This window comes from Kitasatospora sp. NPDC096077 (assembly GCF_040303245.1).
In the GTDB taxonomy this organism is placed as follows: domain Bacteria; phylum Actinomycetota; class Actinomycetes; order Streptomycetales; family Streptomycetaceae; genus Kitasatospora.
Genome location: NZ_JBEOSV010000098.1, coordinates 16,404 through 28,246, shown reverse-complemented (window position 1 = coordinate 28,246; position 11,843 = coordinate 16,404). Strand labels below are relative to the sequence as shown.

General features: G+C 73.9%; 11 protein-coding genes and 1 riboswitch. Of the genes, 6 read left to right on the top strand and 5 right to left on the bottom strand.

Annotated features, from left to right (window positions below; translation table 11 throughout):
• Nucleotides 1-118 precede the first annotated feature (118 nt).
• Nucleotides 119-1,036 (bottom strand): methylenetetrahydrofolate reductase [NAD(P)H], encoded by a 918-nt coding sequence (gene metF / locus ABTZ03_RS41375; RefSeq protein ID WP_350518410.1) that lies wholly within the window; start codon nucleotides 1,034-1,036, stop codon nucleotides 119-121.
• 122 nt (nucleotides 1,037-1,158) lie between these two features.
• Between metF and folP the strand changes: the two genes are divergently transcribed.
• Nucleotides 1,159-2,085 carry a dihydropteroate synthase gene (gene folP / locus ABTZ03_RS41370; RefSeq protein WP_350518409.1) on the top strand — a complete coding sequence of 309 codons (927 nt, stop codon included), beginning with the start codon at nucleotides 1,159-1,161 and terminating at the stop codon, nucleotides 2,083-2,085.
• Here folP and cobF read toward each other — a convergent pair.
• On the bottom strand, nucleotides 2,058-2,819 hold the full coding sequence (gene cobF, locus ABTZ03_RS41365) for a precorrin-6A synthase (deacetylating) (RefSeq protein ID WP_350518408.1): 762 nt from the start codon (nucleotides 2,817-2,819) through the stop codon (nucleotides 2,058-2,060). The genes folP and cobF overlap by 28 nt on opposite strands.
• A 208-nt stretch (nucleotides 2,820-3,027) precedes the next feature.
• Nucleotides 3,028-3,103: riboswitch (cobalamin riboswitch) on the top strand.
• A 60-nt stretch (nucleotides 3,104-3,163) separates the two neighbouring features.
• Between cobF and ABTZ03_RS41360 the strand changes: the two genes are divergently transcribed.
• Genes ABTZ03_RS41360 through ABTZ03_RS41350 form a run of 3 tightly spaced genes read left to right on the top strand, consistent with a single transcriptional unit; the run spans nucleotide 3,164 to nucleotide 5,051 of the window.
• Nucleotides 3,164-3,382 carry a CbtB domain-containing protein gene (locus tag ABTZ03_RS41360; protein WP_400913280.1) on the top strand — a complete coding sequence of 73 codons (219 nt, stop codon included), beginning with the start codon at nucleotides 3,164-3,166 and terminating at the stop codon, nucleotides 3,380-3,382.
• 26 nt (nucleotides 3,383-3,408) lie between these two features.
• On the top strand, nucleotides 3,409-4,281 hold the full coding sequence (locus tag ABTZ03_RS41355; protein ID WP_350518407.1) for a CbtA family protein: 873 nt from the start codon (nucleotides 3,409-3,411) through the stop codon (nucleotides 4,279-4,281).
• Nucleotides 4,278-5,051, top strand: a complete 774-nt coding sequence (locus ABTZ03_RS41350) for a (2Fe-2S)-binding protein (RefSeq protein WP_350518406.1) — start codon at nucleotides 4,278-4,280, stop codon at nucleotides 5,049-5,051. Before ABTZ03_RS41355 ends, ABTZ03_RS41350 begins: the two co-directional genes overlap by 4 nt.
• An 88-nt stretch (nucleotides 5,052-5,139) precedes the next feature.
• Here ABTZ03_RS41350 and ABTZ03_RS41345 read toward each other — a convergent pair whose 3' ends face one another.
• The 3 genes from ABTZ03_RS41345 to aceA form a co-directional block, all read right to left on the bottom strand.
• Complete coding sequence (locus ABTZ03_RS41345; RefSeq protein ID WP_350518405.1) at nucleotides 5,140-6,006, bottom strand: 3-hydroxybutyryl-CoA dehydrogenase; 867 nt, start codon at nucleotides 6,004-6,006, stop codon at nucleotides 5,140-5,142.
• A 117-nt stretch (nucleotides 6,007-6,123) separates the two neighbouring features.
• On the bottom strand, nucleotides 6,124-7,734 hold the full coding sequence (gene aceB, locus ABTZ03_RS41340) for a malate synthase A (protein WP_350518404.1): 1,611 nt from the start codon (nucleotides 7,732-7,734) through the stop codon (nucleotides 6,124-6,126).
• Between the two features lie 193 nt (nucleotides 7,735-7,927).
• Nucleotides 7,928-9,220, bottom strand: coding sequence for an isocitrate lyase (gene aceA / locus ABTZ03_RS41335; protein ID WP_350518403.1), 1,293 nt, complete (start codon nucleotides 9,218-9,220; stop codon nucleotides 7,928-7,930).
• A 338-nt stretch (nucleotides 9,221-9,558) separates the two neighbouring features.
• Between aceA and ABTZ03_RS41330 the strand changes: the two genes are divergently transcribed.
• Nucleotides 9,559-10,971, top strand: a complete 1,413-nt coding sequence (locus ABTZ03_RS41330; protein ID WP_350518402.1) for a short-chain fatty acyl-CoA regulator family protein — start codon at nucleotides 9,559-9,561, stop codon at nucleotides 10,969-10,971.
• Between the two features lie 88 nt (nucleotides 10,972-11,059).
• Entirely contained in the window at nucleotides 11,060-11,833 is a 774-nt protein-coding gene (locus tag ABTZ03_RS41325) for a hypothetical protein (RefSeq protein WP_350518401.1), read from the top strand.
• Nucleotides 11,834-11,843 lie beyond the last annotated feature (10 nt).

Genomic DNA, 11,843 nt, shown 5'->3' with positions numbered 1-11,843 from the left:
GGCCAGCCGGGGCCCCGCCCCCCCCCCCCCGGGGCGCGGTGCGGGGTGCCTCCCCCCGGGCGGGGGCGGGCCCGCCCCCCGGCCCCCCCCCCCGCCCCTTCCCGCCTTCCGGGTTCGCTCAGCCCGACCGCGGCAGCCCGAGCTGCTGGTAGATCTCGGTGGTGACCGTGGAGAAGTTCATGGTCATGAAATGCAGTCCCGGTACGCCCTCGGCCATCAGCCGGCGGCACATTCCGGTGGCGTGCTCGATTCCGATCGAGCGGACCGCGGCCGGGTCGTCCCGGTGGGCGAGCATGCGCGCGGAGAATTCCGCCGGAATGTCCGCGGTGCTGAGCGTGGGAATGCGTTCGAGTGACCGGATGGTGGTCACGGGCATGATTTCCGGAATCACCGGAATGTCGCACCCGGCGTCCGCCAGCCGATCACGGAACCGCAGGTAGCTGTCCACCTCGAAGAACATCTGGGTGATCGCGTAGTCCGCCCCGGCGCGCCACTTCGCGACGAAGTGGCGGATCTCGGAGTCCCAGTCGGGCGACCGCGGGTGCCGTTCCGGGAAGGCGGCCACCCCGACGCAGAAGTCCCCGGACTCCTTGATCAGCCGCACCAGATCGGCGGCGTACTCCACCCCGTCCGGGTGGCGGGTCCAGCTGCCCAGCGGGTCGCCCGGCGGGTCGCCGCGCAGCGCCAGGATGTTGCGTACGCCCTGGTCGGCGTAGTGGCCGAGGATGTTCCGGAGCTCGGCGACGCTGTGGTCCACGGCGGTCAGGTGGGCGGTCGGGGTGAGCGTGGTCTCCTGGGCGATCCGGCCGGTGACGTTCACCGTCCGCTCCCTGGTGGACCCGCCGGCGCCGTAGGTCACCGAGACGAAGGTCGGGGAGAGCGCCTCCAGCCGGCGGATCGCATTCCACAGTCCGGCCTCCGCCTCGGCGCTCCGGGGCGGCATGAATTCGAACGAATAGGACCGCTTTCCGGTGGCAAGGAGATCGCGGACGGTCGCCGCCCGGTCGGTGCGCGTGGAGGGTGTCCCGAGTGTCATGGCAGGACAGTAGCGGGTCGGCCGGAATGATGTTCCGGGAAGTCCACAGTGTGATACGAGATCGTCCGCAAGTGAAATAGGAGGCGTTCGGGAAAGCCTTCGGCAGGCGGCACAATAGGAGCATGGAAAGACATTCGTACACACTTCCCGGACTGCCCGACTGGGGCCGGTGCGCGGTGCTGGGAATTCTCAACGTCACCCCGGACTCGTTCTCGGACGGGGGCCGCTGGCTGGACCCGGGCCGGGCCGTGGCCCACGGGCTGGAGCTGGTCGCGCAGGGGGCCGACCTGGTGGACGTGGGCGGCGAGTCGACCCGGCCCGGGGCGCGGCGGGTGCCGGTCGAGGAGGAACTCGCCCGGGTGCTCCCGGTGGTGCGCGGACTGGCCCGGCAGGGGGTGACGGTGAGCATCGACACCATGCGGGCCGAGGTCGCGGAGGCCGCGGTGGACGCCGGGGCCCGGATCGTCAACGACGTCAGCGGCGGCCGGGCCGACGACCGGATGGCGAAGGCGGTCGCCCGGGCCGGGGTGCCCTTCGTGGTCATGCACTGGCGGGGCCAGTCCGCGGGGATGGACGGACTGGCCGACTACCGGGACGTGGTGACGGAGGTGGTGGCCGAGGTGGGGCGGCAGCTGGACGCCGTGGTGTCGGCCGGGGTCGACCCGGCCCAGGTGATCGTCGACCCCGGCCTCGGCTTCGCCAAGGGGCGCGGGGACGACCTGGCGCTGCTCGCCGCACTGGACGCCTGGGCCGTGCTCGACCGGCCGCTGCTGGTCGCCCCCTCCCGCAAGCGCTTCCTCGGCGAGCTGCTCGCCGACCCGGCCACCGGCGAGCCGCGCCCGGCCGGGGAGCGGGACGCCGCCACCGCGGCGGCGGCCGTGCTGGCCGCCGCCCAGGGGGCGTGGGCGGTGCGGGTCCACGAGGTGCGGGCGACCGCGGACGCGGTACGGCTGGAGGCGGCCCTGCGGGCGTCCCGGTCGCGGGTCGGTCAGGGCCGCGTCCGGCCGGATCCGCCGGCCGGTCAGTCCTCGGTGCGGCGCAGCAGGTAGGTGTCCATGATCCAGCCCTTGCGCTCGCGGGCCTCCTGGCGCAGCCGGGCGATCTCCGGGGCGGCCTCGGCGAGCGGGCCGGAGACCAGGATCTCGTCCGGGCCGCCCAGGTAGGCGCCGTAGTGCACGTGCACGCCCTCGGGGTCGAGGCCGGTGAAGGCCGCCTGCCCGTCCAGCATCACCACCGCGTCCTCGCTGCCGGGGCCGAAGCCCTCGGCGGCCAGCCGGCGGGCGGTGGTGATCCGCACCGGCCGGCCGACCCGGGTGAGGGTGGTGCGGTGCTGGGCGGCGAGCACCGAGACGCTGCTGATCCCGGGCACCACCCGGTACTCGAAGGCGTCCGGCTCGGCCGCCAGCACCTCGTCCAGGACGGCGGTCACGCTGTCGTACAGGCTCGGGTCGCCCCAGACCAGCAGGGCACCGGTCTCGTCCGGGCCCAGGTGCTCGGCGACCAGCCGGGCGACCAGTTCGGCCCGGCGGCGGCGCCAGTCGTGGACCGCCTCGGTGTACGCGGGGGTGGTGCGGTCGCGCTCGGCGTCCGGGACCTCGACCACCCGGTGGCCGGGGCGGCCGTGCTCCTCGATCATCCGCCGGCGCAGGTGCATCAGGTCCTGGCGCTGCTGGTTCTTGTCGAGGAGGAGGAAGACGTCGGTGCCGGCGAAGGCCTTGACCGCTTGGAGGGTGAGGTGGTCCGGGTCGCCCGCACCGATACCGATGACGATGATCTGCCGCATACCGCGATTCTGCCGGACACCGCCGGACGGATCGTCGGCGGACCGCCCCGAGCCGCGGCGACCGGTGCCCGTGCGAACGCCGTCGGCCGTGCCGGACACGGCCCGTTCATGAGGACGTGACCTTCCGCACGCTGGGCTTTCGAGCGGTTGGAGGCGATTGACGGCCCTCCGGGGCGGGCCTAACCTACCGGACGTAGTGATGGCGTAAGGAAGCCGGTGGGACTCCGGCACGGTCGCGCCACTGTGAGCGGAACCGCCCCCGGGCGGGCCCGCGAGTCAGATACGGCGCCATCACCTCCGCCCCAACGAGAACGGGACGCACGATCCCCGAAGGAGGCTCAACTGTGAGCACCAGTATGCCCGGGCCCTCCGCCCTGCCCGTCCCGGTCGTGGTGCCGGCGTCCAAGGCCGTCGCCTGGCTGGTCGTCACCGCCCTCATCGCGCTGGCCGTCTACTACTTCATCGGCGTCGACCAGGGCGCCTACTCCGTGTTCGGCAAGGACATGCACATCCACGAGTTCGTCCACGACTCGCGGCACTTCCTCGGCTTCCCCTGCCACTGACGACCGGAAGCAGCGAACAACCCCACATGGAGAAGAGACTCATCCTGCGCGGCGTCCTCGCCGGCGCAGTGGCCGGCCTGCTCGCCTTCGTCTTCGCACGGATCTTCGCCGAGCCGCAGATCAACGCGGCGATCGAGTACGAGAGCGGACGCGACGACGCGCAGGGACTGCTGGACAAGGCCGCCGGGCTGCCGATGGACATGGGCGGACCGGACATCTTCAGCCGCACCGTCCAGGCCAACGTCGGCATCGGCGTCGGCATGATCCTGTTCGGCACGGCGATGGGCGCGCTGTTCGCGATCGCGTACACCGTCTGCCTGGGCCGCACCGGCCGGCTCCGCCCGCGCACCCTGGCGATGCTGGTGGCGCTCGGCGGCTTCCTCGGCCTGTACTTCGTGCCCTTCATCAAGTACCCCGCCAACCCGCCGGCCATCGGGCACCCGGAGACCATCCGGGACCGCGGCAACCTGTACCTGGGCATGGTCGTCTGCTCGATCGTGTTCCTGGTCCTGGCGGTCTGGCTCGGCAAGCGCCTCCAGGCCCGGTTCGGGAACTGGAACGCCACCCTGCTGGCGGCCGGCGCCTTCGCGGTGGCGATCGGCATCGTCATGGCGGTGCTCCCCTCGCTCGGTGAACTCGCCGACAACGTCCAGCAGTTCGGTCACCACGCGACGGAGACCCCGCTGCCGTTGACCGACGACAAGGGCGCCATCGTCTACCCGGGCTTCCCGGCGGACACCCTGTTCGAGTTCCGCTTCTACTCGGTGGCCGCGCAGCTGCTGCTGTGGGGCACGCTGGGCCTGCTCTTCGGGCCGATGGCCGAGCGCCTGCTCAGGAGCCGCGCCGAGGCCGCGGCCGCCCCGGCCGAGGCCGGGCCCGAGCCGGTCGGCGCGGTATGACGCCGACGTCCCCGACGTCCCCGAGGGCTGCGACGCCGCAGCGCGTCGCGGCCCTCGGGCCGTTCTTCGCGTTCGAGGCCCACGGCGCCGACGGGCCGGTGGAGCCGTGGCGGTCGATGGCCGAACTCCTCGACCGGCCAGGGGCGTTGGCGGAGCGGGTGGCCGGATCCCGGGGCCACCTGGCGGCCGCCGGCGGGCAGCCGTTCGAGGCGGTGGAACTGCGGGTGGCCGCCTCGGTGACCCAGCTGGGCCTGGTCGCCCGGGTGCTCTCGCCCGCGTTCGGCGTCGCCGTCCTGGACGGGACGCTGTTCGGCTACGGCCTGCGGGAGGCCCGGTGGCAGCCGACCCCCGGCGGGCTGTTCCCGCTGTCGCTGCCCGCCCGGGCGCCCGTCCCGGTCGCCGAACCGGCCGTGCTCGCCGAGCGGTTCGCGGCGGAGGTGCTGGACGGGCCGGTCCGGGAACTGACCGAGGCCTTCGCCGAGTTCGGCGTCTCGCCGCGGATCCGGTGGGGCAACGTCGCGTCGGCGGTCAACGGTGCGGCCGCGGCCGTGGTCCGCGCCTCCCCGCAACTCGGCGTACGAGCGAGGGAGTTGGCCGCCCGACTGCTGGACCTCCCGCCGCTGCGCGGGGCCGGCACGGTGGCCGCGGACGGCACCGGTTTCCGTCGCCGCAGCTGCTGCCTGATCTACCGGGCCGCACCGGACCGGGCCGGCGGGCTGTGCGGGGACTGCGTCCTCACCGCGCCACCGGGCGTCCGGGACAAGGCCTGATCAGGACCTCGGAACGCACCGGTGCCCCGGCCCTCCGCGACGGAGGCCGGGGCGCCGGCGGGTTCAGGTGGGTCAGGGTCCGGGCGGGTCAGGCCTTCCGGTGGGGGTGGAAGCCCTGACCGGTCTTGCGGCCCAGCTGGCCGGCCTCGACCATCCGGGAGAGCAGCGGCGGCGGGGCGTACAGCGGCTCCTTGTACTCCGCGTACAGGGACTGGGCGATCGCCTCGACCGTGTCCAGGCCGATCAGGTCGGCGAGCTGCAGCGGGCCCATCGGGTGGGCGCAGCCGTGCACCATGCCGGCGTCGATGTCCGCCGGGGTGGCGTGCCCGGCCTCGGCCATCCGGATCGCGGACAGCAGGTAGGGCACCAGCAGGGCGTTGACCACGAAGCCGGCCCGGTCCCGGGAGCGGACGACGTGCTTGCCGAGGGTGTTGCGGGCGAAGCCCTCCACCCGCTCCAGCACCGCCGGGTCGGTGTGCAGCGAGGACACCAGCTCCACCAGGGGCATCACCGGGGCCGGGTTGAAGAAGTGCAGCCCGAGCACGTGGGAGGCCCGGCCGGTCGCGATGCCCAGGCGGGTGATCGGGATCGCCGAGGTGTTGGTGGCCAGCACCGCGTCGTCGTCGGCGAGCACCTTGTCCAGGGTGGTGAGCACGTCGTTCTTCACCGCCTCGTCCTCGACGACGGCCTCGACCACCAGCTGGCGGTCCGCGAGCGCCTCCAGGTCGTCGGCGAACAGCAGGTGCGCCCAGGTGGACTCGCGATCGGTCGGGTCGATCCGACCGCGGTCGACGGCGCGGTGCAGGGAGCGGTCGATCCGGCCGCGGGCGGCCCGGAGCGCGGTCTGGTCCTTCTCGCACACGATGGTGTCCAGGCCGGCCCGGGCGAAGACCTCGGCGATGCCGGAGCCCATCTGTCCGGCGCCGACGACGGCTACCCGTCGGATCTCGTTCATGGCTGCCTCCGTACTGGGCGGGTGGTCGCTGTGCGGGCGGCCACCCGCCGGGGTGGTCGGTTGCGGCGCGGTCGGTCACCGCGCGGGCGGTTCGGGTCGCGGTCGCCGCAGGGGCGGTCAGGCCGCGGTGCGGATGCGGACCAGGTGGCGGGCGTACGCCTCGGTGGTGAGGAAGGCGGGCAGCTCCTCGCCGAGCGCGGTCTCCTGGAGGATCCGTACGGCGTTGTCGAGCAGGTCGGGCTCGACGCCCTCGGCGAGCAGGGCGGCCCGCTCCCGGTCGATCAGCCGGCGCACCAGGTCGGCGGTGGCGAGCGAGCCGCCGGTCAGCCGGGTGCAGTGGTGCTGCCACTGCCAGATCTGGCAGCGGGCGATCTCGGCGGTGGCGACGTCCTCCATCAGGCCGAACACGGCGACGGCGCCGGAGCCGCCGAGCCAGGCGGTGAGGTAGCGCAGGGCGACGGCGACGTTGGCGCGCAGCCCCTGGTCGGTGGGCAGGCCGACGGACAGCCGGTGCACGCCCAGCAGGTCGTCGGCGGTGACCTCGACGTCCTCGCGGGTGCGGTCGAGCTGGTTCGGGCGGTCGCCGAGGACCGCGTCGAAGGCGGTGCGGCAGGTCTCCACCAGGCCGGGGTGGGCGACCCAGGAGCCGTCGAAGCCGTCCCCGGCCTCGCGCTCCTTGTCGGCCCGGACCTTGGTCAGGGCGACCGCGTTGGCCTCGGCGTCGCGCTGCGGGATGGCCGCGGCCATCCCGCCGATGGCGTGGGCGCCGCGCCGGTGGCAGGTGCGCACCAGCAGCTCGGTGTAGGCGCGCATGAAGGGCTGGGTCATGGTGAGGGTGGCGCGGTCCGGCAGCACGTAGCGCGGGCCGTGCTGGGCGAAGTTCTTGATCAGGCTGAACAGGTAGTCCCACCGGCCCGCGTTCAACCCGGCCGCGTGGTCGCGGAGTTCGTAGAGGATCTCGTCCATCTCGAAGGCCGCGGTGATGGTCTCGATCAGGACGGTCGCCCGGATCGTGCCGTACGGGATGCCCAACTCGGCCTGGGCGAAGGTGAACACCTCGTTCCACAGCCGGGCTTCGAGGTGGTTCTCCAGCTTGGGCAGGTAGAAGTACGGGCCACTGCCGAGCTCGATCTGGCGGCGGCCGCAGTGGAAGAGGTAGAGGCCGAAGTCGACCAGTGCGCCGACCGCGGGACGGCCGTCGACCAGCAGGTGGGCCTCGTCCAGGTGCCAGCCGCGAGGACGGACCACGATGGTGGCGGGGGTGTCGCCGACCCGGTAGCGCTTGCCCTCGGGGGTGGTGTCGTCGATCCGGCGCTCGATCGCGTCGACCAGGTTGAGCTGGCCGCCGATCAGGTTGTGCCAGGTGGGGGAGGTGGCGTCCTCGAAGTCGGCGAGCCACACCTTGGCCCCGGAGTTGAGCGCGTTGACGGCCATCCGGCGCTCGGGCGGGCCGGTGATCTCCACCCGGCGGTCGTGCAGGCCCGGTCCGGCGCCGGCCACCCGCCAGCCGGCGTCCTCCCGGACTGCACGGGTGTCGGCGCGGAAGTCCAGGGTGCCACCGGCCGCCAACTCGGCGCGGCGGCGGTCCCGTTCGGCGAGCAGCTCGCTGCGCCGGGCGGCGAACCCGTCGTGCAGCCGGGCGAGGAAGGCGAGGGCCTCGGGGGTCAGGATCTCCTCGAAGCGGTCCTCGTGTTCTCCGAGGACCTCGACGCGATGGGGCTGGCTCATCCGGTTCTCCAGGAAGCAGGCGGGAAGCAGGCGGGAAGCATGGGGGGTTGGTGAAGGGCCCGGCGGCCGCGTCCCTCAACGAGGCCGCCGGGCGGGTGGGCGGGCCGGAGCCGGAGTCAGCTGCTCCGTGGGTGTCGGCCCGCCCGGGGTGGCGCGTTCCGGCGGGCCCGCTCGACCCGCCGGACGGCCTGGCTCAGTGGAACTGCTCGGCCTCGGTGGAGCCGGTCAGGGCGAGGGTCTCGGCGTTCGGGTTGAGTGCGGTGGAGACCTGGTCGAAGTAGCCGGTGCCGACCTCGCGCTGGTGCTTGACGGCGGTGTAGCCGTCCGGCGCGGCCGCGAACTCGGCCTCCTGGAGGTCGACGTAGGCGGTCATGCCGTGCTCGGCGTAGCCGCGGGCGAGCTGGAACATCGAGTGGTTCAGCGCGTGGAAGCCGGCCAGCGTGATGAACTGGAAGCGGTAGCCCATCGCGCCCAGCTCGCGCTGGAACTTGGCGATCTGGTCGTCGTCCAGCGCGGCCTTCCAGTTGAAGGACGGCGAGCAGTTGTAGGCGAGCATCTTGTCCGGGTGCTCGGCCTTGATCGCCTCGGCGAACTCGCGGGCCTGCGCCAGGTCCGGGGTGCCGGTCTCCACCCAGATCAGGTCGGAGTACGGGGCGAAGGCGAGGCCGCGGGAGATCACCGGCGCCATGCCGGGCTCGACCCGGTAGAAGCCCTCGGCGGTGCGCTCGCCGGTGCAGAACCGGGCGTCGCGCTCGTCCACGTCGGTGGTCAGCAGGTTGGCGGCGAGCGCGTCGGTGCGGGCGACGATCAGGGTCGGCACGTCGGCGATGTCGGCCGCCAGGCGGGCCGCGTTGAGGGTGCGGATGTGCTGGGCGGTGGGCACCAGCACCTTGCCGCCGAGGTGGCCGCACTTCTTCTCGGAGGCGAGCTGGTCCTCGTAGTGGATGCCCGCGGCGCCGGCCGCGATCATGCCCTTCGTCAGCTCGAAGGCGTTCAGCGGGCCGCCGAAGCCGGCCTCGGCGTCGGCGACGATCGGCACCAGCCAGTCCGGGCCGTCGTTGCCCTCGGCGGCGTCGATCTCGTCGGCGCGCAGCAGTGCGTTGTTGATCCGACGCACCACCTGGGGGACCGAGTTGGCGGGGTAGAGGCTCTGGTCGGGGTAGGTCTGGCCGGCCTGGTTGGCGTCGGCGGCGACCTGCCAGCCGGACAGGTAGATCGCCTGCAGCCCGGCCTTGACCATCTGGACGGCCTGGCCGCCGGTGAGCGCGCCGAGGGCGTGGATGTAGTCCTGCTCGTGCAGCTGGCGCCACAGCCGCTCGGCACCGCGCCGGGCCAGGGTGTGCTCCTCGCGGACCGTGCCGGACAGGCGGACGACGTCGGCCGCGGTGTAGGTGCGCTCGATGCCGGCCCAGCGGGGGTCGGACGCCCACCGGGCGGCCAGTGCCGCCGCCTGCTGCTCCTGCTGCTGCCGAACGGACTGGGTCATGGTGATCCAACTCCCGGGGATGCTGTGCGAAGGATGTGAGGCACCTCTCACCGGGGTGGTGAGAGGGCGGCCGGGTGGAACCGGGCAGCGGTGAGGCACCGCGGGACGTGGTCGCCCGGACAGCAGTCCGAGGCGTTGACCTGCGCTTTCGGTGCTGTGCTGTGCGCCTCCCGGCCGCAGTGATGACTCTGGCACTGAGTGCCACCCGCCGTCATCGATGGAGCGGTGCCAATTTCTGCGAAGCCGACCCGGCGAATCGGCGAAGGTTGCGAAGGCTCGCCCGGGGCCGCCCTGGCTACACTGCGTCCCAGCAGGTCGGCGCGGGGAGGGACGGGACGATGGGAAAGGCCTTCGCGGGCGCCAGGCTCCGGCGGCTCCGGCAGGAACGGGGACTGAGCCAGGCCGCGATGGCCCGGCTGGTCGACCTCTCGCCCAGCTACCTCAACCAACTGGAGCACGACGCCCGGCCGTTGACCGTCGCCGTGCTGCTGCGGCTGACCGAGGCGTTCGGCGTCGAGGCCGGCTACTTCGCCCCGCCGGACAGCGCCCGGCTCACCGCCGAACTGCGCGACGCCCTCGGCGAGGAGCTCGCGGCCGGCCGGATCACCCCCGGCGACCTCGACGAGGTCGCCGCCCGACTGCCCGCCGTGGCCCGGCTGTTGACCGACCTGGGCCGCGGGCGCCGGGCCCAGGCCGAGCAGCTCGCCGTCCTCGCGGGGGACCGGGGGCCCGCCGCCGATGCGCGGACACCGCACGAGGAGGTCCGCGAGTTCTTCTACCGCCGCCAGAACTACGTCCACGAACTCGACACCGCCGCCGAGGAGTTGGCCGGCGAGATCGGGCTCCGGCGGGGTGAGGTCCGGGCCGTGCTGGCCGACCGGCTGGCCTCGGTGCACGGCGTCCAACTCGCCTCCGGCGGGGAGCAGCTGCACCAGTACGACCCGCGGGCGCGGATCCTGCGGCTGTCCGACCGGCTGCGCCCGGGCCAGCAGGCCTTCCGGCTGGCCACCCAGCTCGGCTACCTGGAGCACGACGCCCTGCTCTCCGAACTCGCCGCCCAGGACAGCCCGGAGGGTTCCGCGGCGCACTCGCTGACCCGGATCGGGCTGGCCAACTACTTCGCCGCCGCCCTGGTGCTGCCGTACGCCGCCTTCCACGCCGAGGCCGAGTCCGCCCGCTACGACATCGAGCACCTCGCCGACCACTTCGGCGTCGGCTACGAGACGGTCTGCCACCGGCTCAGCACCCTGCAGCGCGCCGGACTGCGCGGGGTGCCGTTCTCCTTCGTCCGGGTCGACCGGGCCGGGAACGTCTCCAAGCGGCAGTCCGCCACGCCCTTCCACTTCTCCCGCACCGGCGGCACCTGCCCGCTGTGGAACGTCTACGACGCCTTCGCCGCCCCGGGCCGGGTGCACGTCCAGGTCGCCGCCATGCCGGACGGCCGCCGCTACCTCTGGACGGCCCGCGCTGTCACCCGCGCACCCGGCGGCTGGGGTCGGCCCGGCAAGACCTTCGCCATCGGCCTGGGCTGCGAGCTCCGGCACGCGAATCGGCTGGTCTACTCCACCGGCCTGGACCTCGGCGACGAGGCCGCGGCCACCCCGATCGGCCTGGGCTGCAAGGTCTGCGAACGCCCCGCCTGCGCCCAGCGCTCGGCCCCGGCCATCGGCCGGCCGCTGGCGGTGGACGAGCACACCAGCACGTTCATCCCGTACTCGGTGCGGGGCGACCGGGAGCGCCGGGGATTCTGAGTCCTCCCTGAGTGCCAGGTGTCGGAATGGCCAAGAAACCGGGGAGCCCGGGAGGGCCGTAAGACGGGGGTGTCATGATGGCGCCGCCATGACCGATCCGGATCCCGAGTCCGCGCCGCCGGTGCGCGCCGCCGCCCTGGACCTTCGCGTGCTGCGGGCGCTGCCCTTCGCGACGGTCTGCGTCGTGCTGGCCGCCGCCGGGCACGTGCTCGCCTCCGGGGACCCGGTTCCGCCGGGGGCCCTGCTGCTCGGCTGGGCGCTGGTCGGGGCGGTCGCGGTGTCCGGTGCGCGCCGGGAGCGGTCGGCCCGGGCGATCACCGGCGGGCTGGCCGGCGGCCAGGCGGGCCTGCACGTGCTGTTCCACCTGGCCGAGGCCCCGCGCCGGGCCCCCGCGCGGGGCGGCACGGCCGACATGGTCGGCATGCCGGGGATGGCCGGCCATTCCGGTGCCGCGGTGTCCCATGCCGGCCATTCCGGTGCCGCGGTGTCGCACGCCGCGGTCGCGTCGGCCCACCTCGGTCTCTGGTGCCACCTGGCGTCGGCCGGGCTGAGCGCGCCGATGCTGCTGGCGCACGCCGTCGCGACGGTCGCCGCCGGCTGGTGGCTGCGCCGGGGCGAGGCGGCGGTGTGGGCGCTGGTCCGGCACACGGCCCGGACCGCCGCCGCGGCCGGGCGGGCCCGGGCGGCCCGGTTCCTCGGTGTGCCGGGCCTGTTCGCGGCGCTGCGGGACGGGCTGGACGGCCGCTCCGGGGCGGGTGCGCTCTGCCGGGCCACCGGTCCGGACCGCTCGGGCCGGGCCCGGTCGGGGGTGCTCCGGCACGTGGTGGTCAGGCGCGGTCCGCCGTGGTGTGCGGCCGGCTGACCGGGTTCCC

Coding starts and splice junctions, on each gene's coding strand:
- metF (WP_350518410.1), bottom strand. CDS start 1,036: ATGACACTCGGGACACCCTCCACGCGCACCGACCGGGCGGCGACCGTC.
- folP (WP_350518409.1), top strand. CDS start 1,159: ATGGAAAGACATTCGTACACACTTCCCGGACTGCCCGACTGGGGCCGG.
- cobF (WP_350518408.1), bottom strand. CDS start 2,819: ATGCGGCAGATCATCGTCATCGGTATCGGTGCGGGCGACCCGGACCAC.
- ABTZ03_RS41355 (WP_350518407.1), top strand. CDS start 3,409: ATGGAGAAGAGACTCATCCTGCGCGGCGTCCTCGCCGGCGCAGTGGCC.
- ABTZ03_RS41350 (WP_350518406.1), top strand. CDS start 4,278: ATGACGCCGACGTCCCCGACGTCCCCGAGGGCTGCGACGCCGCAGCGC.
- ABTZ03_RS41345 (WP_350518405.1), bottom strand. CDS start 6,006: ATGAACGAGATCCGACGGGTAGCCGTCGTCGGCGCCGGACAGATGGGC.
- aceB (WP_350518404.1), bottom strand. CDS start 7,734: ATGAGCCAGCCCCATCGCGTCGAGGTCCTCGGAGAACACGAGGACCGC.
- aceA (WP_350518403.1), bottom strand. CDS start 9,220: ATGACCCAGTCCGTTCGGCAGCAGCAGGAGCAGCAGGCGGCGGCACTG.
- ABTZ03_RS41330 (WP_350518402.1), top strand. CDS start 9,559: ATGGGAAAGGCCTTCGCGGGCGCCAGGCTCCGGCGGCTCCGGCAGGAA.
- ABTZ03_RS41325 (WP_350518401.1), top strand. CDS start 11,060: ATGACCGATCCGGATCCCGAGTCCGCGCCGCCGGTGCGCGCCGCCGCC.